Source organism: Acidovorax sp. PRC11 (assembly GCF_031844105.1).
Taxonomy (GTDB): Bacteria; Pseudomonadota; Gammaproteobacteria; order Burkholderiales; family Burkholderiaceae_C; genus Paracidovorax.
This window is the reverse complement of record NZ_JAUZUQ010000034.1, coordinates 1-22,401: the sequence shown is the minus strand read 5'-3', so window position 1 is coordinate 22,401 and position 22,401 is coordinate 1. Positions and strand designations below refer to the sequence as shown.

At 70.7% G+C, this 22,401-nt stretch carries 24 protein-coding genes; 9 read left to right on the top strand and 15 right to left on the bottom strand.

The window, feature by feature from the left end:
* The first annotated feature begins 87 nt into the window (after positions 1 to 87).
* Positions 88 to 393 carry a hypothetical protein gene (locus Q9R47_RS23040; RefSeq protein ID WP_311235447.1) on the top strand — a complete coding sequence of 102 codons (306 nt, stop codon included), beginning with the start codon at positions 88 to 90 and terminating at the stop codon, positions 391 to 393.
* 15 nt (positions 394 to 408) lie between these two features.
* Here Q9R47_RS23040 and holA read toward each other — a convergent pair whose 3' ends face one another.
* The 7 genes from holA to Q9R47_RS23005 all read right to left on the bottom strand — a co-directional run bounded on the left by holA (position 409) and on the right by Q9R47_RS23005 (position 7,690).
* Positions 409 to 1,461 carry a DNA polymerase III subunit delta gene (gene holA / locus Q9R47_RS23035; protein ID WP_311235446.1) on the bottom strand — a complete coding sequence of 351 codons (1,053 nt, stop codon included), beginning with the start codon at positions 1,459 to 1,461 and terminating at the stop codon, positions 409 to 411.
* Positions 1,462 to 1,498: 37 nt separating this feature from the next.
* Positions 1,499 to 2,017, bottom strand: coding sequence for an LPS assembly lipoprotein LptE (gene lptE / locus Q9R47_RS23030; RefSeq protein ID WP_311235445.1), 519 nt, complete (start codon positions 2,015 to 2,017; stop codon positions 1,499 to 1,501).
* 59 nt (positions 2,018 to 2,076) lie between these two features.
* Entirely contained in the window at positions 2,077 to 4,770 is a 2,694-nt protein-coding gene (leuS, locus tag Q9R47_RS23025; protein ID WP_311235444.1) for a leucine--tRNA ligase, read from the bottom strand.
* 135 nt (positions 4,771 to 4,905) lie between these two features.
* Entirely contained in the window at positions 4,906 to 5,355 is a 450-nt protein-coding gene (locus Q9R47_RS23020) for a biopolymer transporter ExbD (RefSeq protein ID WP_311235443.1), read from the bottom strand.
* 67 nt (positions 5,356 to 5,422) lie between these two features.
* Positions 5,423 to 6,091, bottom strand: coding sequence for a MotA/TolQ/ExbB proton channel family protein (locus Q9R47_RS23015; RefSeq protein ID WP_311235442.1), 669 nt, complete (start codon positions 6,089 to 6,091; stop codon positions 5,423 to 5,425).
* A gap of 79 nt (positions 6,092 to 6,170) precedes the next feature.
* Positions 6,171 to 7,028 carry a 4-hydroxy-tetrahydrodipicolinate reductase gene (gene dapB / locus Q9R47_RS23010; RefSeq protein WP_311235441.1) on the bottom strand — a complete coding sequence of 286 codons (858 nt, stop codon included), beginning with the start codon at positions 7,026 to 7,028 and terminating at the stop codon, positions 6,171 to 6,173.
* 98 nt (positions 7,029 to 7,126) lie between these two features.
* Positions 7,127 to 7,690, bottom strand: coding sequence for an outer membrane protein assembly factor BamE (locus Q9R47_RS23005; protein WP_311235440.1), 564 nt, complete (start codon positions 7,688 to 7,690; stop codon positions 7,127 to 7,129).
* 91 nt (positions 7,691 to 7,781) lie between these two features.
* On the opposite strand from Q9R47_RS23005, the gene fur reads away from it, so the two are divergent.
* A complete protein-coding gene (gene fur / locus Q9R47_RS23000; RefSeq protein WP_311235439.1) occupies positions 7,782 to 8,213 on the top strand; it encodes a ferric iron uptake transcriptional regulator in 432 nt (143 codons plus the stop codon).
* A 49-nt stretch (positions 8,214 to 8,262) separates the two neighbouring features.
* Here the strand turns inward: fur and hprK are convergent, their stop codons facing one another.
* The 3 genes from hprK to hpf form a co-directional block, all read right to left on the bottom strand.
* Entirely contained in the window at positions 8,263 to 9,216 is a 954-nt protein-coding gene (hprK, locus tag Q9R47_RS22995) for an HPr(Ser) kinase/phosphatase (protein WP_311235438.1), read from the bottom strand.
* A gap of 55 nt (positions 9,217 to 9,271) precedes the next feature.
* Complete coding sequence (locus Q9R47_RS22990) at positions 9,272 to 9,742, bottom strand: PTS sugar transporter subunit IIA (protein ID WP_311235437.1); 471 nt, start codon at positions 9,740 to 9,742, stop codon at positions 9,272 to 9,274.
* 137 nt (positions 9,743 to 9,879) lie between these two features.
* Complete coding sequence (hpf, locus tag Q9R47_RS22985) at positions 9,880 to 10,221, bottom strand: ribosome hibernation-promoting factor, HPF/YfiA family (protein WP_311235436.1); 342 nt, start codon at positions 10,219 to 10,221, stop codon at positions 9,880 to 9,882.
* Positions 10,222 to 10,509: 288 nt separating this feature from the next.
* Here hpf and Q9R47_RS22980 point away from each other — a divergent pair, with 288 nt between their 5' ends.
* A complete protein-coding gene (locus Q9R47_RS22980; RefSeq protein WP_311235435.1) occupies positions 10,510 to 11,430 on the top strand; it encodes a phosphoribosylaminoimidazolesuccinocarboxamide synthase in 921 nt (306 codons plus the stop codon).
* A gap of 21 nt (positions 11,431 to 11,451) precedes the next feature.
* Here the strand turns inward: Q9R47_RS22980 and Q9R47_RS22975 are convergent, their stop codons facing one another.
* Entirely contained in the window at positions 11,452 to 12,327 is an 876-nt protein-coding gene (locus tag Q9R47_RS22975; RefSeq protein WP_311235434.1) for an META domain-containing protein, read from the bottom strand.
* 1 nt (position 12,328) lies between these two features.
* Positions 12,329 to 13,237, bottom strand: a complete 909-nt coding sequence (gene trxA, locus Q9R47_RS22970) for a thioredoxin (protein WP_311235433.1) — start codon at positions 13,235 to 13,237, stop codon at positions 12,329 to 12,331.
* 103 nt (positions 13,238 to 13,340) lie between these two features.
* Between trxA and purE the strand changes: the two genes are divergently transcribed.
* The 5 genes from purE to Q9R47_RS22945 all read left to right on the top strand — a co-directional run bounded on the left by purE (position 13,341) and on the right by Q9R47_RS22945 (position 17,745).
* Positions 13,341 to 13,838, top strand: coding sequence for a 5-(carboxyamino)imidazole ribonucleotide mutase (gene purE / locus Q9R47_RS22965; protein ID WP_311235432.1), 498 nt, complete (start codon positions 13,341 to 13,343; stop codon positions 13,836 to 13,838).
* A complete protein-coding gene (locus Q9R47_RS22960) occupies positions 13,835 to 15,013 on the top strand; it encodes a 5-(carboxyamino)imidazole ribonucleotide synthase (protein WP_311235431.1) in 1,179 nt (392 codons plus the stop codon). The genes purE and Q9R47_RS22960 overlap by 4 nt, the downstream gene beginning before the upstream one ends.
* 10 nt (positions 15,014 to 15,023) lie before the next feature.
* Complete coding sequence (locus Q9R47_RS22955; RefSeq protein WP_311235430.1) at positions 15,024 to 16,034, top strand: L-threonylcarbamoyladenylate synthase; 1,011 nt, start codon at positions 15,024 to 15,026, stop codon at positions 16,032 to 16,034.
* Positions 16,035 to 16,131: 97 nt separating this feature from the next.
* Positions 16,132 to 17,082, top strand: a complete 951-nt coding sequence (locus Q9R47_RS22950; protein ID WP_311235429.1) for an SGNH/GDSL hydrolase family protein — start codon at positions 16,132 to 16,134, stop codon at positions 17,080 to 17,082.
* A 255-nt stretch (positions 17,083 to 17,337) separates the two neighbouring features.
* A complete protein-coding gene (locus tag Q9R47_RS22945; protein WP_311235428.1) occupies positions 17,338 to 17,745 on the top strand; it encodes a PaaI family thioesterase in 408 nt (135 codons plus the stop codon).
* A 164-nt stretch (positions 17,746 to 17,909) separates the two neighbouring features.
* On the opposite strand, the gene Q9R47_RS22940 is transcribed toward Q9R47_RS22945, so the two are convergent.
* From Q9R47_RS22940 to dacB, 3 genes are all read right to left on the bottom strand, one after another.
* Positions 17,910 to 18,602: an OmpW family outer membrane protein gene (locus Q9R47_RS22940; protein WP_311235427.1), complete on the bottom strand. Its 693-nt coding sequence runs from the start codon at positions 18,600 to 18,602 to the stop codon at positions 17,910 to 17,912.
* 20 nt (positions 18,603 to 18,622) lie between these two features.
* Positions 18,623 to 19,717, bottom strand: coding sequence for an SGNH/GDSL hydrolase family protein (locus tag Q9R47_RS22935; RefSeq protein WP_311235454.1), 1,095 nt, complete (start codon positions 19,715 to 19,717; stop codon positions 18,623 to 18,625).
* A gap of 264 nt (positions 19,718 to 19,981) precedes the next feature.
* Complete coding sequence (gene dacB / locus Q9R47_RS22930; protein WP_311235426.1) at positions 19,982 to 21,601, bottom strand: D-alanyl-D-alanine carboxypeptidase/D-alanyl-D-alanine-endopeptidase; 1,620 nt, start codon at positions 21,599 to 21,601, stop codon at positions 19,982 to 19,984.
* 230 nt (positions 21,602 to 21,831) lie between these two features.
* On the opposite strand from dacB, the gene tsaB reads away from it, so the two are divergent.
* On the top strand, positions 21,832 to 22,401 hold a 570-nt coding region (tsaB, locus tag Q9R47_RS22925; RefSeq protein WP_311235425.1), incomplete at its 3' end, for a tRNA (adenosine(37)-N6)-threonylcarbamoyltransferase complex dimerization subunit type 1 TsaB.

Sequence of the window (22,401 nt, the reverse complement as noted above, 5' to 3'; positions counted from 1 at the left end):
CGTGATTTTGACGCATCGCTGCGCCACCCGCCCGGGCCGGGTTTCCCCGCCGGGCGGCGCGCCCCGGTTTTGCTACCCTCGCGCGCCATGACGACCACCCCGACCACCCCGCTGCCCGCCGACCAGCTGGCCGCCATCGCCACGGCCCTGGACGAGCTGCGCGCCGCGCGCATGGCGCCGCACGCCTTCAGCGAACTGGCGCGCGCACAGGCGGCGCTGCTGGAGACGCTGCCGCCGCGCTATGCCCAGGTGCTGGCGGACGTGCTGGACCGGCTCGAATCCTCGGCGCTGTTCTCGGAGGAAAGCTGCTCGTTCAGCCAGGGCGGGCTGATCGACAGCCTGCAGACCTGGGTGGACAAGGCACGAGGCCAGATCGGCGGCATGGCAGGCTGATTCAAAGCGAGCGCGTCACTTCCCTGAGCAGGCTTTGCAGAGCTGCAAAGCCAGCCGGTGCAGCGCCTGCCAGCCGTTCGAGGGCCAGTCCGGCACCTTGAGCCCCTTGACGATGCCGTCCACGGCATGCGCGGACTGCAGCAGCCGGGAGGCGGCGGCATCGGAGAACCGCGGGACGATGCGCTCGAAAAGGCGTTCCTTCGGGCCCCAGACGCGGTTCTCGCGCAGGGCCATGGGCAGCGGCTTGCCGGCGTTCACGGCGTCCTTCACGCGCTTGAGGGAGCGGATGTCCTCGGCCAGCGTCCAGTGCACGAGCACCTCGGCCTCGCCCTCGGCCTGCAGGCCGTCCAGCATGCGCTGCATGCGCGCCACCTGGCCGGAGAGCACCGCCTCGGAGAGCTTGAACACGTCGTAGCGCGCCACGTTGAGCACGGCGGCCTCGACCTGGCTCCAGGAAAGCTCTCCGGGCGGATGCAGCAGCGCGAGCTTCTGGATTTCCTGGTGGGCTGCCAGCAGGTTGCCTTCCACGCGGTCGGCGAAGAACTGCAGCGTGCGCTGCCCCTCCTCGCCCGAGGCCACGCGCTGACCCTGGGCCGCGAGCCGCTGGGCGATCCATTGCGGCAGTGCGCCGCGCTCGACCGGGTCGATCTGCACGCTCACGCCGTCGCGGTCGAGCGCCGAGAACCAGGCGCCGGTCCGGGTGGCCTTGTCCAGGCGCGGCAGCAGGACGAGCGTCAGCGTGCTGTCGTTGCCGGCCGCCGCGGCGGCGATCTGCTGCAGCGCGGCGCCGCCGTCCTTGCCGGGCTTGCCGGAGGGGATGCGGATCTCCACGATCTGCTTGTCGGCGAAGAGCGAGAGCGACCCGCCGGCGGCGAGCACTGCGCTCCAGTCGAAGTGCGCGCCGGCGACGGTGTGGCTGCTGCGCTCGGTGTAGCCCTCGGTGCGCGCGGCCGCCCGCACCGCGTCGGCGGCCTCCTGCTGCAGCAGCGGCTCGTCGCCGTGCAGGACGTAGAGCGGGCGCACCCCCTTCTGGAGGTGCGCGGCCAGCTGGTTCAGCGCGACCTGCATGGCACCGCCTGGTCCGCCCGGGCCCCGTGGCGCAGCGTCACTGCGGGCGCGCCGCGGCCAGGCGGCGCAGCAGTTGCTGCACGAGGTCGGTCTGCATGTTGCGGTAGAGCAGCGCTTCTTCGGCCTCCTTGGCGAGGGCGATGCTTTCGTTGTAGCTCACATCGCGCTGCTGCAGCAGCTCGGTCGGCGGGATCAGCTCCACGCCCTGCTGGTTGCGCAGCCGGAAGCGGATGCGCAGGCGCAGCTGCAGCTCGCGCACCTGGCCGGAGGCGTTGTAGCCCACCACCACGCGCTCGCGCTGTTCGGACAGCAGTTCGAACACCGCCTCGGCCTTGGGCAGGTCGGCGGGATCGCGCAATACCGTGAGGTTGCCGCCCGCGCCCTTGAGCGTGCGCTCGAGTTCGCGCCCGAGCTGCGAGCCGCCCGCGGCCTGGATGTAGAGGGTGCGGAACTGGAACTCCGGCGCGCCGCGCAGGCGGAAGCCGCAGGCGGTGAGGCCGGCGGCCAGCGGCGCTGCCGCCAGCAGGGTCAGGAACGAGCGTTTGCGCTGCAGCATGGTGCGGGCTCTCGGGTGCGGTGGGTACGGAACGGGCGGCGTGGCGGCGGGCGGGGCGGTCAGACGACCACGTTCACCAGCCGGCCCGGCACGACCACGACCTTCTTGGGCGCGGCGCCGGCGGCGTGCTTGTGGAAGTCCTCGCTCGCGAGGGCGATGCGCTCGATCTCCGCCTTGTCGGCGCCGGCCGGCACGCGGATCGCGCCGCGCAGCTTGCCGTTGACCTGCAGCATCAGCTCGATCTCGTCCTGCACCAGCGCGGCGGCATCGACCCGGGGCCACGGCGCGTCCAGCAGGTCGCCGAGCGCGCCGGCGTAGCCCAGCGAATTCCAGAGGCCGTGGGCGATGTGGGGCGTGGCCGGGTAGATGGCGCGCAGCAGGATGCCGAAGCCCTCGATCAGCGCGACGAGGCCGCCGGGCGCATCCACCGCCTTGAAGTCCTCCAGCGCGTTGAGCATCTTCATCGCGCCGGAGACCACGGTGTTGTACTGCATGCGCTGGTAGTCGTAGTCCACCTGCTTGAGCACGGTGTGGATCTCCAGCCGCAGCGCCTTGGCCTCCTTGCCGAACTGCACGTCCTGCAGGCTCTGGGCGCCCTGGATGGCGGACTCGGTGGCCGCGGCATCGATGCCCGTGAGCTTCACGCCGAAGTTCCAGACGCGGCGCAGGAAGCGGTAGCTGCCTTCCACCGCGGCGTCGTTCCACTCCAGCGTGGCCTCGGGCGGCGCGGTGAACATGGTGTAGAGGCGGGCCGTGTCGGCGCCGTACTTCTCGATCAGCTCCTGCGGATCGACGCCGTTGTTCTTGGACTTGGACATGGTGCCCACGCCCTCGTAGTCGATCGGCGTGCCCACGGGCAGGTCCCCGACGGCGTTCTTGAGGCGCGCGCCGGTGATCTTGCCGGTCTCGTCCACGACGTGCTCGACGTCGTGCGGCCAGAAGTATTCCTTGCCGCCCTTCTCGGTGCGGCGTGAATAGATGTGGTTGAGCACCATGCCCTGCGTGAGCAGCTTGGTGAAGGGCTCGTCCACCTTCACGAGGCCCAGGTCGCGCATGACCTTGGTCCAGAAGCGCGCGTACAGCAGGTGCAGGATCGCGTGCTCGATGCCGCCGATGTACTGGTCCATCGGCATCCAGTAGTCGGCGCCGCCGGCCACCATGGCGTCGGGGTTCTTCGGGTCGCAGTAGCGCATGAAGTACCACGACGAATCCACGAACGTGTCCATGGTGTCGGTCTCGCGCCGCGCGGCCTTGCCGCAGACGGGGCACTTCACGCCGGCATGGAAGCCCTCGTGCTTGTGCAGCGGGTTGCCGGAGCCGTCCGGGATGCAGTCCTGGGGCAGCACCACGGGCAGGTCCTTCTCGGGGACCGGCACCGCGCCGTGCTCGTCGCAGTGGATGATCGGGATTGGCGTGCCCCAGTAGCGCTGGCGCGAGATGCCCCAGTCGCGCAGGCGCCAGGTGGTCTTCTTCTCGCCCAGGCCCTTTTCCTGCAGCGCATGCGCCACGGCAGAGACGGCTTCCAGGTGGGACAGGCCGCTGAAGTTGTCGGAGTTGATGGTGACGCCGTTCTGCTTGTCGCCGTACCAGTCCTGCCAGCGGTGGTAGTCGAAGGTCTCGCCGTCGACGAGCACGACCTGCTTGATCTCGATGCCGTACTTGAGCGCGAAGGCGAAGTCGCGCTCGTCGTGCGCGGGCACGCCCATGACGGCGCCGTCGCCGTAGCCCATGAGCACGTAGTTGCCCACCCAGACCTCGACGGGCTCTTCCGTGATCGGGTGCGTGACGGTCAGGCCCGTGCGCACGCCCTTCTTCTCCTGCGTGGCCAGTTCGGCCTCGGTGGTGCCGCCGGTCTTGCACTCTTCGATGAAGGCGGCCAGCTCGGGGTTGGAGCGCGCGGCATGGACGGCCAGCGGATGCTCGGGCGCCACGGCGCAGAAGGTGACGCCCATGATGGTGTCGGCGCGCGTCGTGAAGACGTACATGCGGCCGTCGCCGATCAGCAGGCCATCGTCGCCGCGGATGCCGTGCGTGAAGGCGAAGCGCACGCCCTCGCTCTTGCCGATCCAGTTCTCCTGCATGAGCCGCACCTTGTCGGGCCAGCCGGTGAGCGTCGCGTTCGGGTTGCCCACCTGCACGTGGTCGAGCAGCTCCTGCGCGTAGTCGGTGATCTTCAGGTAGTAGCCGGGGATCTCGCGCTTTTCCACGGGCGCGCCGGTGCGCCAGCCGCGGCCGTCGATGACCTGCTCGTTGGCGAGCACGGTCTGGTCCACCGGGTCCCAGTTCACGACCTGGGTCTTGCGGTAGGCGATGCCCTTCTCGAGCATCTTGAGGAACAGCCACTGGTTCCACTTGTAGTAGTCCGGGTCGCAGGTGGCGACCTCGCGCGACCAGTCGATGGCCAGCCCCATCGCCTGCATCTGCTTCTTCATGTAGGCGATGTTGTCGTAGGTCCACTGCGCGGGCGGCACGCCGTTCTTCAGCGCCGCGTTCTCGGCCGGCAGGCCGAAGGCATCCCAGCCCATGGGCATCAGCACGTTCTGGCCGTTCATGCGCAGGTAGCGCGTGAGCATGTCGTTGATCGTGTAGTTGCGCACGTGGCCCATGTGCAGCTTGCCGCTGGGGTACGGCAGCATGGAGCAGGCATAGAACTTCTTCTTGCCCGCGTCTTCGGTCACGCGGTAGGCATCGCGGGCGGTCCAGTGGCTGTGCGCGGCGCGCTCGACCTCGGCAGGGGTGTATTTGTCTTGCATGGAAAAAATCAGACCGGGCCGCGCGCGGCCGCCGGCGGTTCGCAGGAGGAAGAGGAACAGGGATTCGCCGTGGATTTTAGGCGCGAAGGGGCGGCATCCCGCGGCCGCGCTCCGGGCCGGGCCTTCCGGGCGCTTTCAGGGGCGGGAGGCGGCGGAGCCGGGCGGCGCGGCGGCCTGGGGTTCCGCGACGAAACCGATGCGGTGCAGCCCCGCCGCGTGCGCCGCGCCCATGACCTCCACCACGCGCCCGTACGGCACGCCCGCGTCGGCGCGCAGCTGCACTTCCGTGTCGGGGCGCCGCGCCGCCGCGCCGCGCAGCCGCTCGGCCAGCGCGGCGCCGTCCACCGGCTCGCCGCCGACGAAGACCTGGCCCGCGGCGTCGATGGCGACGGCGATGGATTCGCCGGGCGACCCGGGCGCCGTGCCTTCCGCGCGCGGCAGGTCGAGCCGGATGGAGCCCGCGAGCAGCGGGGCGGTGAGGATGAAGATCACCACCAGCACCAGCATGACGTCCACCAGCGGCGTCATGTTGATGTCGCTCATGGGTTGGGGAGCGGACGTGCGTTCGAGGCGGCCGAATGCCATGGCGCGATGGAGTGGGGGTGGGAACGGATGCGGGCCGTGCGCAGGCGGAGCGAACGACGCGGCCGGATCAGCCGCCGGGGGACGCGGGCGCGTCCAGCAGCAGTTCGCGCAGGTCCAGCGCGAAGCCTTCGAGATCGGCTTCCACGCGCCCGATCCAGCGCCCGAAGAGGTTGTAGGCCAGGACGGCGGGAATGGCCACGGCCAGGCCGGCGGCCGTCATCACGAGCGCCTCGCCGACGGGGCCGGCCACGCGGTCGATCGACACCGGGCCGCCGCCGGCCAGGGCGGTGAGCGCATGGTAGATGCCCCACACGGTGCCCAGCAGGCCGACGAAAGGCGCGGTGGAGCCGACGGTGGCGAGCAGCACCTGCCCGAACTGCAGCCGGCCGAGCACGCCGTGCAGGGCGTCCCGCAGCACGCGCGTGAGCTGCTGGCCGCGCTGCCCGCCCGCGGCGAGGGTGCCGGCCGGCGCGCCCTGTGCGATGCCGGCGGCGGCCTCGACCAGGGGCAGCACGAGCCGGTCGCGGTCGGATGCCGCGAGATCGCGGGCCGCGGCCGCCAGCGAGGGCGACTGCCAGAACGCGGCGGTGCCCCGCCCTACTGCCGCCACGGCACGCCGCAGCAGCCAGGCCTTCCAGAGAATGACCACCCAGCTCGCCACCGACATGGCGAGCAGCAGCACGGCCGAGACGCGGGTGACCATGTCGCCCTGATGCCACCAGTGCCAAGCGTTCATGGATGCGCCGCCGCGGGGGAGTTGGGACGAAAGAGGAAGGTGTGCCGGACGCGGCTGCCGAGGCTCGGGCGGAAAGCCGTCAGCCGTGCAGTCCCAGCACGTCGAACATGTCGAACAGGCCCATGCGGTGCGCCGCCAGGAAGCGCGCGGCGCGCAGGCTGCCCTGCGCGTAGCCGGCGCGGCTCGAGGAGCGGTGCGAGATCTCGATGCGCTCGCCCGTGCCGGCGAACAGCACGGTGTGGTCGCCCACGATGTCGCCGCCCCGCACGGTGGCGAAGCCGATGGTGGAGGGATCGCGCTCGCCGGTCACGCCCTCGCGGCCGTACACGGCGCAGTCCTTGAGGTCGCGGCCGAGCGCGTCGGCGATGACCTCGCCCATCTTGAGCGCGGTGCCCGAGGGCGCGTCCACCTTGTGGCGGTGGTGGGCCTCGATGATCTCGATGTCGTAGCCGGTGGACAGCGCCTTCGCGGCCATCTCCAGCAGCTTGAAGGTGACGTTCACGCCCACGCTCATGTTGGGCGCCATGACGACGGCGGTGCGCTGCGCGAAGGACGCGATCTCGGCCTTCTGCACGCCGGTGAAGCCGGTCGTGCCGATCACGGCCTTCACGCCGCGGTCGGCGCACACGGCGAGGTGCGCGAGCGTGCCCTCGGGGCGGGTGAAATCGATCAGGACGTCGGCGCCGGACAGGCCCTCCTGCACGTCGGCGGTGATGGTCACCCCGCTGGCGTGGCCGAGGAACGCGGTGGCGTCGTTGCCGAGGAAGGTGCTGCCCTCGACGTCGAGCGCGCCCGCGAGGACGAGGTCGTCGCTGGCGCGGATGGCCTCGATGAGCATGCGGCCCATGCGGCCGGAAGCCCCCGCGACGGCGACGCGGCAAGGGGCTGCGGCACCAGCGGAAGACGGGAGCGAAGACGGGGAGGCAGGCACGGTCATGGCGCGGAGGGCAGAGATGTCGGACGGAAGTGCTCGGACCGGCTTGGCGGCGGGCGGCGGCGCAGCCCGGCGGGCGGGCCCCGCGCGCCGCGGCACCGTCAGCGGGTGGTGGATTCCAGGGGCGGGTAGCTCGACGGCGGGGGCGGCACGGCGGAATCGGCCGGCTGGGGCAGCGTCGCCGTGGAGGCCTTGGGGTATTTGGCGAGCTGCTCGGGGGTGGCTTCGAGCGGCGGCACCTTGGACGTGACCTTGCTCCTGCGCGAGGTGCCGAGCGTGGCGACGAATTCGGCCTCGGTGGGCATCTCGTCGCCCTCGACCCGGTCGAAGGTGTCGCCCTTGAAGAACACGGTGAGCTTGCGCGACTGGGCCTCGATGCCGGGGCGCTTGAGCGTAAAGACGTAATCCCAGCGGTCTGCGTGGAACAGGCTGGTCATGAGCGGCGTGCCCAGGATCTCCTTGACCTGCTGGCGCGACATGCCGGGCTGCAGCGCCTCGACCTGTTCGCGGGTGACGACGTTGCCCTGCACCACCTCGACCTTGTAGGGCGTGACCATGCCCGCGATGCGGTTGCTGGCACTGTCGAAGCTGCCGCAGGCCGAGAGGCCCGCGCCGAGCAACAGGATCAGGCCGATGCGGGCGCTGCGATGGGCGTGGACGGACATGGAAATTGGCATAAACGATATGATCGGACCATTGTAGCGGCTGGTCTCCCAGGCCTTGGCGCGCGCCCCCTGGCACACGAAAGACCCTGTCATGACGAACATCGACGAACTCAAGAGCACCGGGCTCAAGGCCACCCTGCCCCGCCTGAAGATCCTCGAGATCTTCCAGAAGGGTGCGCAGCGCCACATGACGGCCGAAGACGTGTTCCGCGTGCTGCTGGAGGAACGCTCCGACATCGGCCTGGCGACCGTATACCGCGTGCTCACCCAGTTCGAGCAGGCGGGCATCCTGATCCGCAGCAATTTCGAGAGCGGCAAGGCGGTGTACGAGCTGAACGAAGGCCAGCACCACGACCACTTCATCTGCACGGTCTGCGGCAAGGTCGAGGAGTTCTTCGATCCCGAGATCGAGAAGCGCCAGCAGATCGTGGCCAAGGCCAAGGGCTGGGTGGTGCAGGACCACGCCATGGCGCTCTACGGCCAGTGCGCCGTCTGCGCCGCCAAGGCCGCCACCGGGCGCTGAAGGCAGGCCGCACGGCCCCGCCGGCGCCGCTGCCGCTGCCGTTGCGGCCTCAGCCGTCGCGCTGCTCCATCGCGCGGCGGTGGCGCTCGACGAATTCCTGGTAGGTGTCGATGCCGCGCAGGTTGAGGATGGTGTTGCGCACCGCCGCCTCCACCAGCACGGCGATGTTGCGGCCCGCCACCACCTGGATCACCACCTTCAGCACGGGCACGCCCAGCACGTCCTGGGTGAGGGGCTCGTAGGGCAGGCGTTCGTATTCGCGCTCCAGCGTTTCCTTGCGCACGAGGTGCACGATGAGGCGCAGGCGCATCTTGCGGCGCACCGCCGTCTCTCCGAAGATCGCGCGGATGTCCAGCAGGCCGATGCCGCGCACCTCCAGCAGGTTCTGCAGCAGATCGGGGCACTTGCCTTCGATGGTGGTCTGGTTGATGCGGAAGAAGTCCACCGCGTCGTCGGCCACGAGGCCGTTGCCGCGCGAGATGAGCTCCAGCCCCAGCTCGCTCTTGCCCAGGCCCGATTCGCCGGTGATCAGCACGCCCAGGCCCAGGATGTCCATGAAGACGCCGTGCATGGTGGTGCGGTCGGCGAAGTGCTTGGACAGGTAGGCGCGCAACACGTCGATGACGAAGGCCGACGATTCGTGCGTGGCGAACATCGGGATCTGCGCGCGTTCGCACATGGAGAGCAACGCGTCGGGCGCCACCTGGCTGTCGGCCAGCACCAGCACCGGCGGCTCGAGCGTCACGATGCGCGCGATGCGGCGCTTGCAGTCTTCCGGCGTGGCGTTGGTGAGGTAGGCGATCTCGCGCTCGCCCAGGATCTGCACCCGGTAGGGATGGATGTAGTTCAGGTAGCCGACCAGGTCGGCGCCGGAGCGCGCGGAGCGCACGGCGACCTCGTCGAAGCGGCGCTCCGAAGCCCCCAGGCCGGCGACCCATTCCCATTTGAGGGCGGCGCGGAATTCCTCGAAGACGACGTCGGCGCTGATGACGTTGGGTTTCACGCGGTGCGGTCTCGGTCTGGGTGTCGGTCTCGGTCGGGCGTGAGCGGGACGGCGTTCAGGCGGGGGCCTGGGCCGACTGCCAGCCGGCGATGAGGCCGTGGAGTTCGGCGGCGTCGCCGGAGGACTTGATGCGTTCGCGCAGCGGGCCGTCGCTCAGCAGCTCGGCGATCTCGGAGAGGATCTCCAGGTGCTTCTGCGTGGCGGCTTCCGGCACGAGCAGGAAGATCAGCAGGCCGACGGGCTGTTCGTCGGGCGCGTCGAAACCGATGGGGTGCGCGAGCTGGAACACGGCCGCCATCGGCGCCTTCAGGCCCTTGATGCGGCCATGGGGAATCGCCACGCCGTGCCCGAGGCCGGTGGACCCGAGGCGCTCGCGGGCGAACAGGCTGTCGGTGATGAGCGCGCGAGAGAGGCCATGCTGGCTCTCGAACAACAGCCCCGCCTCCTCGAAAGCACGCTTTTTGCTGGTGGCGTCGACGCTCACGAGCACTTGAGCGGCCGGCAATATGGAAGCTAGACGGTTCATGGTGGAAGGGTCGCAATTATGCACCCCCTAGCATAAACCCTGAGCCCCTCCGTGGGTGCATGAAAAAGCCGCCTTTCACGGCGGCTTTACGGGGAAACACCAGGATGGCGTCCGATCATTCCCGCAGGGCGGAAACCTCAGGCCTCCATGGCCGGCTGGTCGCGCTTGAGGGGGCAGTGGTGGTCCTGCAGACGGTCCTTGTGGCGCACGACTTGGCGATCGAGCTTGTCCACGAGTTCATCGACGGCGGCGTACAGGTCGGAATGGGCGCTTTCGGCGAACAGGTCGTTGCCCTTCACGTGCACGTTGCACTCGGCCCGCTGGCGCTTTTCCTTTTCCTTTTGCTTTTCAACGGTGAGCAGCACCTTGACATCGACCACCTGGTCGAAATGCCGGCTGATCCGGTCCAGCTTGCCCGTCACGTAGCTGCGCAGGGCAGGGGTGACTTCGAGGTGATGGCCGCTGATCGTCAGGTTCATAAACAAGTCTCCATGGCACGTTGACACAAACGCCGTGCCTCGGGATTCGAGGCGCCGGCCCTACGGATGGGAGCTCATGCATGCGCTGTCGAATCCACTATGCGCCCCGCTGCCGGGAAATGCAATCCCGACCGCGGCAGGGCCGGGGATACTGCCGTTACAGATGACCGGCCCGCCGCGGCGGCGCAAAATGGGCCGGCTTTGCGGCAGGGTGCGCCCTAGAATCCGGCGATCGCCCCGTGTCCTTGCGCGGCAGCTCCGGATTTACGTTTGCAACCCTTCCATACCATGACCCTGCCCAGCCCCACCGCCCTGCACACCTCGTCCCTGGCCTCGCTGCCGCTGCTCGCGCGCGGCAAGGTCCGCGACAACTACGCCGTGGGCGACGACCGCATCCTGATGGTGGCGAGCGACCGCATCTCGGCGTTCGACGTCATCATGGGCGAGCCGATCCCAGGCAAGGGCGAGCTGCTGACGAAGATGGCGCTGTTCTGGTTCGACAAGCTCGGCCACCTGTGCCCCAACCACCTGACGGGCGAATCGCCGGAGAGCGTGGTGTCCCCCGAGGAAGCCCCGCAGGTGCGCGGACGCTCGATGCTCGTGCAGCGCCTGCGCCCCATTGCCGTGGAGGCGGTGGTGCGCGGCTACCTGGCCGGCAGCGGCTGGAAGGAATACCAGGCCACGCGCTCGGTGTGCGGCGTGCAGTTGCCCGAGGGCCTGACGAACGCGGCGCGCCTGCCGCAGCCGATCTACACGCCGGCCGCCAAGGCCGCCATGGGCGAGCACGACGAGAACATCTCCTTCGAGCGCACGGTGGAGATGATCGGCATCGAGCTGGCCACGCAGATCCGCGACACCAGCATCGCCCTCTACGAGGCCGCAGCGGCGATCGCGCTGGAGAAGGGCATGATCATCGCCGACACCAAGTTCGAGTTCGGCCTCGCGCCCGACGGCACGCTGGTGCTGATGGACGAAGTGCTGACGCCGGACAGCTCCCGCTACTGGCCCGTCGAAGGCTACGAGGCGGCCCTGGCGGCCGGCGAGAACCCGCCCAGCTACGACAAGCAGTTCGTGCGCGACTGGCTGGAGCAGGCGCAGGTGAACGGCGCCCCCTGGAACAAGTCCGCGCCCGCGCCGCGCCTGCCGCGCGAGGTGGTCGAGAAGACGGCGGCGAAGTACCGCGAGGCCCTGGATCGGCTCCTGGGCTGAGCCAGACCAGGCCAGGAGCGGTCAGCGGGCGAAGCGCAGCTCGGGCGACTCGAAGCGCAGCAGGATCCGCTCCTTGTTCCGTTCGTCGGTGCGGGTGAGCAGCAGCTGCCGGCCCTCGATGCGGTAGTGCTCCACGGCGCGCAGCGCCTCGAGGTAGAGCCCCTCGGCGAGCCCGCTGTCGAAGCACAGCTGCAGCCCGGAATCGATCGGCCCCACGCGCAGGTCGCCGCCCGCCATCCCGTACGGGCCGATGAAGCGGTTGCAGCCGCCCGTGCCCGTGATCCGGCCCTCGTCCGGCAGCACCACGAGGTGCGCCTCGGGGCGGCCGGCCGGCGTGGGCGGCATGGGCATGCCGTCGATTTCCGTGAGCCTCCAGTAGGTCTGCGCGAGCGGCACCGCGGCCTGCTCGGTGGCCGCGCCGCGCGGCAGGGGCTGCAGCGGCACGTCGACGTGGCGGTAGGCCGGTTCGCGCTGCAGCGGATGCGTGCCTTCGCTCGCCATCCAGGCGATGCCGTTCACCAACACCATGGCGCGGACCACGTACTTGCCGTCGGGCGCGACCAGCGCGGTGCGGTAGGGAATGTGCAGCGCCACGGGCAGCCGCTCGAACGTCTCGAAGCTCTGGCGCCCCACCACCAGGGGCGGCGCGTCCTCGTCCGTCACGTCGAGCAGCACCGCCTCGAAGGTGCCGCCGGAGGGAATGAAGAACCGCTGCCGGGAATAGGCCGTGCCCGTGACCTCGGCATCGGCCGGCGCGGGCAGGATCGAGCAGCCGGCGGCGCAGAGCGCCAGCAGGGCCGCCCCGATCCATGCCGCCGCCCGGGCGGGGCGCCATGCCCGGCATGCCCGGTGTGCGGACGCCCAGGGTGCGCGCGCCGCGCGCGCCGCGCTGGTCACATCAGCTCAGCACCACGCTGGAGAGGCGGCGCCGGTAGGTGGCCACGACCGGGTCTTCGGGCGGGATCTGGCCCTCGGCGACCTTGGCGCGGGGTGGCTCGATGATCTCCAGCACGGCCACGTACGTCTTGCGGGCGGCCTCGTCGTTCCAGGCCTTGTCGCGCATGAGGATCTCCAGCAGTTCGTCCATGGCGTCCGTCCAGCGCTGGCGGGCGATGAGCCGGCGGGCACGGGCGAAGCGCGCGTCGAAATCGCGCTTGCTGGCGGCGATCTTCGCGGCGAAATCGGCTTCGGCGGCGGCATCGTCCGGGGCGGCATCCACGGCGTCGATCGCGTCCATCCAGACCTGCAGGGCGCCCAGGCGGCGCGAGCCGGCCGCCTTGGCGATGACGGGCGCGAAGGCGACCTTGGCGTCGTCCACGCGGCCGAGCTGCAGCAGCAGCTTCACGTAATCGAAGCGCGCGTCGTCATTCGACGGATCGGTGGCCACGGCGTGCTGGAGCTTTTCCAGCGCGGTGTCGGTGTCGCCGTCCTCCAGGGCCTCCTGGGCGGCCTCTTCCTCGGCCTCGGCGAGCAGTTCATCGGCGCTGGGCACGTGCTTGTCGAGGAAGGCGCGGACCTGGCCCTCGGGCTGCGCGCCCATGAAGCCGTCCACGGGCTGGCCGTTCATCAGCAGCACGCAAGTGGGGATGCTGCGGATGCCGAACATCGCGGCGATCTGCTGCTCCTGGTCGGAATCGATCTTCACGAGCTTGAAGCGGCCCGCGTATTCGGTCTCCAGCTTCTCGAGGATGGGGCCGAGGGATTTGCAGGGCCCGCACCAGGGGGCCCAGAAATCCACCAGGACGGGCACTTCCATCGAGGCGGCGATGACCTCGGTTTCGAAATTCTCTACGGTGACGTCGATCATTGTGTGCAGGCAGCGGTGGCGCGCCCCGCAACACGCGGCGCACCAAAAGTAAAATCACGGGTTCCACTTCGGCGGGCACGCACGGCGCGCGGCCCCACTCCACATGAAACCCATCCAGATCGGCGTTGTCATGGGCTCCAGCAGCGACTGGGAGACCATGCAGCACGCAGTGCAGATTCTCCAGCAATTCGGCATCGCCCACGAAGCGCGCGTGGTCTCGGCCCACCGCATGCCCGACGACATGTTCGCGTATGCGGAATCCGCCGTGCCGCGCGGCCTGCGGGCCATCATCGCCGGCGCGGGCGGCGCCGCCCACCTGCCCGGCATGATCGCGGCCAAGACCACGGTGCCCGTGCTGGGCGTGCCGGTGGCGAGCCGGCACCTGCAGGGCGTGGATTCGCTGCACAGCATCGTGCAGATGCCCAAGGGCATTCCCGTGGCCACCTTCGCGATCGGCACGGCGGGCGCGGCCAATGCGGCGCTCTTCGCGGTCGCCCTGCTGGCCGCCGACGACCCGGCCCTGCGCGAGCGACTGGAGGCCTTCCGCCAGGAACAGACCGAGGCGGCCCGCGCGATGGCGCTGCCGCCCGCAGCGCCATGAGCGCGCCGGACGCCATGCAGCGCCCGATCCTGCCGGGCGCCACCCTGGGCGTGCTGGGCGGCGGGCAGCTGGGCCGCATGTTCGCGCATGCCGCGCAGGCGATGGGCTACTTCACGGCGGTGCTCGATCCCGACGAGGACAGCCCCGCCGGCCGCATCAGCCACCACCACATCCGCACGGCCTACGAGGACCCGGACGGGCTGGCGCGCCTCGCGGCGCTGTCGGACGCCGTCACCACCGAGTTCGAGAACGTGCCGGCGCAGGCGCTGCGCACGCTCGGCGCCGAACGGCCCGTGGCGCCGGCGGCGGACGCCGTGGCAATCGCCCAGGACCGCGCCCGCGAGAAGGCGCATTTCGGGGCCTGCGGCGTGCCCTGCGCGCCCTACGCGGTGATCGAGACGCCCGGCCAGCTGGAATCCGTGCCGCCCGCGCTGCTGCCGGGCATCCTCAAGACGTCGCGGCTCGGCTACGACGGCAAGGGCCAGGCGCGCGTGGCCACGCCCGAAGAACTCGCCGCCGCCTGGGAGGCGATGGGCCGCGTGCCCTGCGTGCTGGAAAAGCGCCTGCCGCTGGCCTTCGAGTGCTCGGTGATCGTGGCGCGCGGCCACGACGGCGCCTGCGTGCACCTGCCGGTGCAGCGCAACCAGCACCGCGACGGCATCCTCGCGGTGACCGAGGTGCACGCGGGGAACGTGCCGGAGGCCGTGGCGCAGCAGGCGGTGGCGGCGGCGAAGTCGATCGCGGACGGCGTGGCCTACACGGGCGTGCTGTGCGTGGAGTTCTTCGTGCTGGAGGACGGCTCGCTGGTGGTCAACGAGATCGCCCCGCGCCCCCACAACAGCGGCCACTACAGCCAGAACGCCTGCGACGCGTCGCAGTTCGAGCTGCAGGTGCGCACGATGGCGCGGCTGCCGCTCGTGCAGCCGCGCCAGCACAGCGCCGCCGTGATGCTGAACCTGCTGGGCGACCTGTGGTTCGCGCAGGGCCCGCAGGAGCGCACGCCGGCCTGGGAGGCCGTGCTGGCGCTGCCCGGCACGCACCTGCACCTGTACGGCAAGGCACAGGCCAAGCCCGGGCGCAAGATGGGCCATCTCAACGTCACCGCGCCCACCGCGGAGGCCGCGCGCGCGACGGCGCTGCAGGCCGCGGCGCTGCTCGGCATCGCGCCGTTCTGAGGCCGCCGCCATGATCCTCGACGGCCGGCAGCCCTCCTCCATCGCCGCAGCGGCCACGGCCCTGCGCACCGGGCACCTGCTGGGCCTGCCCACCGAGACGGTGTACGGCCTCGCGGCGGATGCCGCGAGCGATGCCGCGGTGGCGCAGATCTTCCAGGCCAAGGGCCGGCCGAGCGACCACCCGCTGATCGTGCACGTGGCCGGGCCGGAGGGCATCGCGCATTTCGTGGCGTCCGTGCCGCCGTTCGCGGACGCCCTGGTGCGCGCGTTCTGGCCCGGGCCGCTGACCCTGATCCTGCCGCGCCGCCCGGACGTTGCCGCGGCCGCTGCCGGCGGCCAGGACAGCGTCGGCCTGCGCTGCCCCGCCCACCCGGTGGCGCAGGCGGTGCTGCAGGCCTGCGCATCGGACGATCCGCACCTGCAAGGCCGGCCGGTGCACGGCGTGGCCGCGCCCAGCGCCAACCGCTTCGGCCGCGTGAGCCCCACCACCGCGCAGCACGTGCGCGATGAATTCGGCGACGACCTGCTGGTGCTCGACGGCGGGGCCTGCGAGGTGGGGATCGAATCGACCATCATCGACTGCACGCGCGGCGTGCCGGTGCTGCTGCGGCCCGGCGCGATCACGCGCGCGCAGATCGCAGCCGCCTGCGGACTCGCCCCGCTGTCGAAGGAGGACCTGCCCTCCCACACGCCGCGCGCATCGGGCACGCTGGAGGCGCACTACGCGCCCAGCGCCAAGGTGCGCCTCATGGACGCGAAGGCGCTGCAGACGGGCCTGGACCTGCTGGGCGCCGACGCCGCCCACCTGGCGGTGTATGCGCGCACGGCGCTGCGCTCGCCGTCGCCCCGGGTATTGCTGCGGGCCATGCCCCAGGATGCGGCGGCCGCGGCGCAGGAACTTTTCGCCGCCCTGCGGCACTTCGATGACGCGGGTGTGAAACTCATCTGGATCGAAACCCCGCCCGGCACCCCGGATTGGGAAGGCGTGCGGGACCGGCTGCAGCGCGCCGCCGCGGCCTGACTCCAGTTTTCCGTCCGTAACGGCCCGCCCTGCCGGTTGCAAAGCCTTACAACGCCAGTCGTTACACTCTTGCTCAATTTTTCTGGAGAACCACCCTATGGCAGCAAATTGGATGCGCCGCTCATTCCTGATCGCCGCCTGCGCATCGGCCGCCCTCGTGGCCGCCTGCGGATCCAGCACCACGGAATCGGCGCTGACGCCGGACCGCATCGTCACGTTCGGCGACGGCTTCACCGACATCGGCCAGAACGGCGCGCGCTACACGGTCAATGACGGCTCCATCAACAACTGGACGCTGCAGATCGCCAGCAACTACGGCAGCACGATCACGCCGTCGGCCTCGGGCGGCACGGCCTATGCCCAGGGCAACGCGCGCGTGACGGCCACGACCGATGCGGCGGGCGGCTCGGCGCCGTCCATCACGCAGCAGGTCACGAAATTCCTCGCCTCCAACACGCTGGGCGACAGCAACCTGGTGCTCATGAACGGTGGCATCAGCGACATCGTGGCCGGCATGAACGCCGTCAGCGCCGGCACGCTGTCGACCGACGACTTCCTCGCCTCTGCCACCACCGCCGGCAAGGAAATGGCCGCCCAGGTGCGCCGCCTCTCGGACGCGGGCGCCAAGCACGTGGTGGTCATCGGCACGTACGACCTGGGCAAGAGCCCCTGGGCCGTGGCGCTCGGCCAGCAGAGCCTGCTGAGCTCCGCGAGCACGCGCTTCAACCAGGCGCTGCTCGTGAGCATCGAGGACCTGGGCAAGACCGTGCTGTACGTCGACCTGGAGTACTACTCCAACCTGTTCATCGGCTCGCCGGGCGGCTACAACTTCACCAACAAGGACAACCCGGTCTGCACGTCGGTCTCCTCCGGCAACGACATCGGCATCGGCACGGGCCAGGTCAGCTCCCTGCGCTGCAACACGTCCACGCTGGTGAGCGGCGCGGACCAGAACCGCTACGTGTTCGCCGACAGCATCTACATGGCGCCCTCGGCCCACCGCCAGTTCGGCACCTACGCCTACGACCGCCTGCGCGCCCGCTGGTGATGCAGGGCGCACCGGCCGGGGCCGGTGCCGCCGTGCCCCGCGCACGGCATACCTTCAACAACCGACCCTCGGGTCCCATGCCAGTCCGTGCGCCGCTGACTGGCATTTTTTTTGGATGCATGGATGCAGACCGTGTCCGAATCCGGACACACGAAGGCGCGGGGGTTCCTGGAGAATCCACGGCAGGGATCGCTTCTGCGCGGATCCGGCCAGGGATGAATGAAGCCGGCCCCACCCCCCTCCAGGAGACAGGCCATGAACGATATCCAGGAATTCGCACAGCAGGTATTTGCCAGCCAGCCCTTCAGCCGTTTCGTCGGTGCGGAGCTGACGGCGACCACGGGAGACAGCGCAGAGCTTTCCCTGACCATCCAGGATCACCATTTGCAGCAGCACGGTTTCGTGCATGGCGGCGTCATCAGCTACCTCGCGGACAACGCCATTACCTTCGCGGGCGGCATTGCGCTGGGAGGCAATGCGCTGACGGTCGAATTCAAGATCAACTACCTCCGTCCCGGCGTGGGCACACGGCTCGTCGCCAGCGCCCAGGCCCGCAGCGCCGGCAAGCGGATGGCGATTTGCCAGTGCGAGATCCATGCGGAGGACGGAGAAACCCGCGAGCTGTGTGCACTGGCCCAGGGGACGGTCGTCCCCGCAGGCTGATTTCTGGATCGAAAGAGGCGGCGAACCGCGCATTCCGATCCGGTGGCCTCGCGCCTGCGGATACGGGCGCAAAGCAAAAAGGCGACGTGTTGCGCACGTCGCCTTTTTCTTTCCCCCAGCCCGATCGGACGCTCTCAGGCCCGTCCGACCGGCAGGGTCCGCGCTCAGAACCGGTAGCCCACGCCCACGGCGAAGACGTTGGGGTTCAGGCGGATGTCGATGCTCTGTCCGCTCGAGAGATGGGTCTTGGTCTTCAGGAAGCTCTTGTAGTAGGCCGCGTCGACGAACCATTTCTCGTTGATGTTCCACACGAAGCCGATCTGCGGCGTGATGCCCCACTTGTCGTCGATGGACGCGGTGGTGGGATTGGCGGGCGTGCCGCCGGTCAGGCCGTTCAGCGGCGCGGTGGTGCGCTCCTTGAAGAACTTGGCATACGTGACGCCCAGGCCCACGTAGGGACGGAAGGTGGCGTTCGCCTCGCCGAAGCGGTACTGCGCGAACACCGTGGCGGGGATCACCTTGGTCTCGCCGACCTGGCCCACGCCCGAGATGGCGCCGTCGCCGTAGAACTTGTGCTTGAACGGCAGGCCGACCGGCACGTCGATCGCCCAGTTGTCGGTCACCATGTAGTTGATGCCGCCCGTGAGCGCGGAGGCGGAGTGGACATCCACCGTGGTGCCGGGAAAGCTCGGCGCCGAGAGGTTGCCGCTCTTGACCTGGGGTGCGATGTGCGTGGCGCCGAGGCGCACGCTCCAGGTGCCGGCGACCTGCGCGGAGGCGCTGCCGCAGGCGAGCAGGACGAGGGCGCCTGCGGCGAGCGCGGCGGCGGAGGGTGCGGAAGGAATGAACCGTGCCATGGAATGTGCTCCTGCCTGCATCACAGCCAGCCCGCCTGGGCGAGCGAACGTGCCACCAGTTGGGCGATCAGCTGGTGACCGTAGGGGGTGGGATGGAAGCTGTCAGCGAAGCCATAGCTCTTCCACCAGTCGGCGCCGCCGGTGGCGCCCGCGGGCGGCGTGGCGGCCGAGAGGGCGGCGGCGGTGCAGGTCGGGAAGTCGTAGGTGGGCAGGCCATCGCTGCCGCGGCCGGTGACGGGGCAGGCCGGCGTGGTCACGTTCGTGAGCTGGTAGCCCGCCGGGTTGACGGCCTGGTCCTTGAAGGAGCTGTAGAAGTCCACCACCGTGACGCGGGCGTCGCCGCTCAGCGAAGCGCCGAGGCGGGCGTTGAAGGCCTGCACCCAGCCGTCGAACACGGCTTCGGCCTGCGTGGCGGCGGCGGCGCCGTTGGCGGCGGCGATGCTGGCCAGCACGAAACGGAAACGCGGCGTGAGCGTGATGCCGGGGGCGTTGAGCACGGCCACGCGCTTGGCGCCCTTGTCCAGGGTGTTGGCGCGGATGGTGCCCGCGAACTGCGTGGCCAGGGCCTGCATGTACAGGCCGCCCGCCTGTGCCAGCCCCGCCGAGCCGCCCGCGAAGGCGTTCGTGACGGTGGTGGCATCGAGCAGCGTGAGCAGCAGCGCGCGGTAGGAGGCACCGCGGTCGGAGGAGATGCGCAGGTAGGCGCCGACCAGATCGGCGGCGTCGTTGCCGCCGCCGTCGATCAGGACCAGATCGCCGTCGGAGTAGCCGGCGGTGCCGGCATCCTTGATCTGCTGCGTGATCGAGGTGGGCGCGGTGGCCGCCGTGGGGTTGTTGATGCGGCCGCCGCCGACCGCGTAGTTGGTGCAGGCGGCATTGACGGCGAACGAGGCGCCGTTGAACCGGTAGTGCGCGCACAGCGACTGGTCGTAGTTCGTGGCGACGCGTTCGGGCCAGATCTGCGAGGAGCCGGTGCCGGTGGCCGCCGAGCCCTGCACGGTGAACTTGTAGCCGAAGGTGCCGCTGTCGGCGAGGCTGTCGCCCATGACCTTCACGGAGGTCACGCGTGCCGCCGGCGTGGTGTCGGAACCGCCGCCGCCGCAGGCCGCGAGCATGCAGGCCGCGGCCACCACGGACCAGGACGCTCTGTTGTAAATGGTTCTAGAGATCACGTTCGCTCCGTCAAGGTAGTTGGAAAAAAGCACGGTCGTGCGCTTTATGGAGGCTCATGGTAATCCCGTGGCCATTGCGCACAGGGCAGGGGAATCACCGATACCGCATCCCCGGTTTCCGAGGAACGGCCGCGTCGGGAAGCCGCAGACGAAACTCGGCCGTGCAGATGGTAGCCCGCCAGCGTCCGCAGGGCCCGTTCCGCCGCCTCAGCGCTCCGACGCGGCCCATTCCACCAGCGCCTCCATCGCCGGGCGGGCCGCCGCGGCATTCGGGTGGTTGGCGATGGCCACGACCACGTAGCGCCGGCCGCCCGCGGCGTGCACGAAGCCGGCGAGCGCGGACGCATCGCGCAGCGTGCCGGTCTTGAGGTGCGCCGCCCGGGTGGCGCGGCCCATGGCGGAGCGGCGCAGCGTGCCGTCCGCGCCGGCGATCGGCAGCGACGACAGCAGTTCCGGCATGACCGGCGACGCCCAGGCCGCCTGCAGCATGCGCGCCAGCGACGCCGCGCTCACGCGCGCCTCGCGGCTCAGGCCGGCGCCGTTGTCCAGCACCGGGGGCTCGGTGCCGGGCATGCGCTGGCGCCACCACTGATCCACCGCATTGCGCGCCCCGTCGAACGTGCCCGTGCCGTTCTTCTGCAGGGCGATGGTCAGGAAGACCTGCTGCGTCATCACGTTGTTGCTGTACTTGTTGATGGCGCGCACCGCCTCCGCGAGCGGCGGAGACGACACGGTGAACGCCGGCGCGAGCCCCGGTGGCACGCGGCCGTCGCGCACGCTGCCCGTGAGCTTGCCCCCCAGGTCGCGCCAGAGGCCTTCGATCGCGCGGGCCGCGAAGCCCCACGGATCGGGCGGCGCCACCGACCAGGTGCGCTCCCCGCAGGCGGCGGGGTAGACGCCCTGGAACACCACGCGCCCGGCCTCGGCGCCCGCGGGGGTCTCGGGCCGGAGCGCCGCGCGCCAGTCGCCGCACTCGGTGCCGGGGGCGGCCAGGGGCACCGTCTCCGGCCACGGCGCTCCGGCGAGCGGCGGATCGGCATGCACGCGCGCGACGCCGGCCGCCGCATCGGGCACGAAGGTCAGCGCGACCGACTTGAAGTTGACGAGCAGCGCGTCGGGCGATGCGTTGTAGGGCCGCAGGGGCTCTCCGTCGAACTGCGCGGCATCGTGCGCGGGCAGCTCGAAGGCGCTGCGGTCCAGCACGATGTCGCCGAGGATGACCTGCACGCCCTGGGCCTGCAGCCGCCGCAGCAGCAGCCAGAGGCGCTCCACCACCAGTTGCGGATCGCCCACGCCGCGGAGGTAGACGTTGCCGCGCAGCGCGCCGGCCTGCGGGCGCGCGTCGAGGTACACGGGCGTGTCCCAGGTGTAGGCCGGGCCCAGCAGCTCCAGGGCCGCATAGGTGGTGACGAGCTTCATCACCGAGGCGGGGTTCATGGGCTCCTGCGCGCGCCAGGCGAGGCGTGCGGGCTGGCGCCCATCGGCATCGGCCACCACGAAGGACACGGCCTCCGGCGGAACCTTGGCACGCTGCAGGGCGGCGGCCACGGCGGGCGGCAGTGCGTTGTCCGCCGCGCGCACGACGAGGGCCGGGCGCGCGGCGGGCGCGGCTGCGACTGCGGCATTTCGGGCGGGCTCCTGGGCTTGCGCGTACACGAGGGCCGGGGCCAGGCACAGTGCCCAGCCGGCCGCGCGCGCGAGCCGACGGAGCGTGCCGGCGCGCACACGGTTCTGGGTCCACTCACGGAGGGCGGCAGGTGCGGACAGGCCGCGGGAAGCGGAAGGAAGGCGATCGGGGCGGGGGACGAGGGGGTTCGGCGACGGCATGGGCGGAAGTCTAGAGCGGCGACCGGGGCACGCCCCGGAGACAAGCCCCGGCACGCGCCTGGCCACGGTACTGGGCGGATAATGCCGATCCTCCTGCCCGCGCGTCCTCGCCCCGCGTCCGCCGCACTCCCCTGCCGATGGTGCCTACGGCCGTGCCGTCGATGGCACAGGCGGCGCATCCGCCATGACCGCCCGCGCAGGCCGTTCGGAGATTTCCCCCGCCCCACGCCATGCACCTGCTCGCCTTCGACACCAGCACCGACACCCTGTCCATCGCCGTCCAGCGGCCTTCGGCGGACGGGGCCGTGCAGACCTGGGAACGCAGCGCCCCCGGCGGCGCCCAGGCGTCCGCCGGGCTGCTGCCGGCGATCCGGGGCCTGCTGGCGGAGGCCGGGCTGTCGTTCGACACGCTGGATGCGATCGTGTTCGGCCGGGGCCCCGGCTCGTTCACCGGGCTGCGCACCGCCTGCTCGGTGGCCCAGGGGCTCGCGTTCGGCGCGCGCGGCGGCCAGGGCGTGCCGGTGCTGCCGGTGGATACGCTGCTCGCGGTGGCCGAGGAGGCGCGCGCCGCGCACGGCTGCACGCGCGTGGTGGCGGTGCTCGACGCCCGCATGGACGAGGTCTACGCGGCGCGCTACGCATGGCAGGCCGACACGGGATGGCAGGCGGCGCAGGAGGGCGATGCGTTCGGCCTGTACGCGCCCGAGGCCGTTGCGGTGCCGGAAGGCTACGCCGTGGCCGGCAACGCCCGCGCCGCCTACGGAGAACGCCTGGCGCCCGGCGTGCCTGCGGCCGCGCAC